Source organism: Gilliamella sp. Pas-s27 (assembly GCF_009795865.1).
Classification (GTDB): domain Bacteria; phylum Pseudomonadota; class Gammaproteobacteria; order Enterobacterales; family Orbaceae; genus Gilliamella.
On record NZ_WTEW01000103.1, the window covers coordinates 1 to 433 of the forward strand.

Annotated in this window: 1 protein-coding gene; it reads right to left on the reverse strand. The window is 48.3% G+C overall.

The window, feature by feature from the left end; all coding sequences use genetic code 11:
• The coding region (locus GQ589_RS11900; protein ID WP_202115110.1) for a contractile injection system protein, VgrG/Pvc8 family at positions 1–433 on the reverse strand (433 nt) is incomplete at both ends.

A 433-nucleotide genomic window follows, 5' to 3' on the forward strand; every position in this document is an offset into this window, starting at 1 on the left:
CCGGCATACGGCTTGGCTAAACGCACCCAAAGGCTTTCTTCGCCCTTTTTCCACGTTTTTAAGTCAAAGTTAAATTTAACACGGTAGCGTCCTTGGGTATCAATATAACCATAGGTGTCATGGTCAGGACTGGTCACCCTTGCGGGTAAGGTGCCACTGATTTGAGGCCAGCGGATAGGCGCAGGGCGGTAGAGCGTTAAGGCCTGATAAGGAATAGCCGTAAATTCCAGCTCATAAGCCTCGGTGCGGTTACCGTGTCCTTGTACACTTAAAATAATCACGCCGTCATTAATATTATTCAGTGGACTGCCTTTGATGTTAATCCATTGACCCGGTGCAAGGGCATAGCGGTTGCTTTTACCGTGGATAATCACCTGTTGGCTGATTTTTTGTTCGTGGCGTAGGCGGGCATACCATTCACCACTTTCGATAC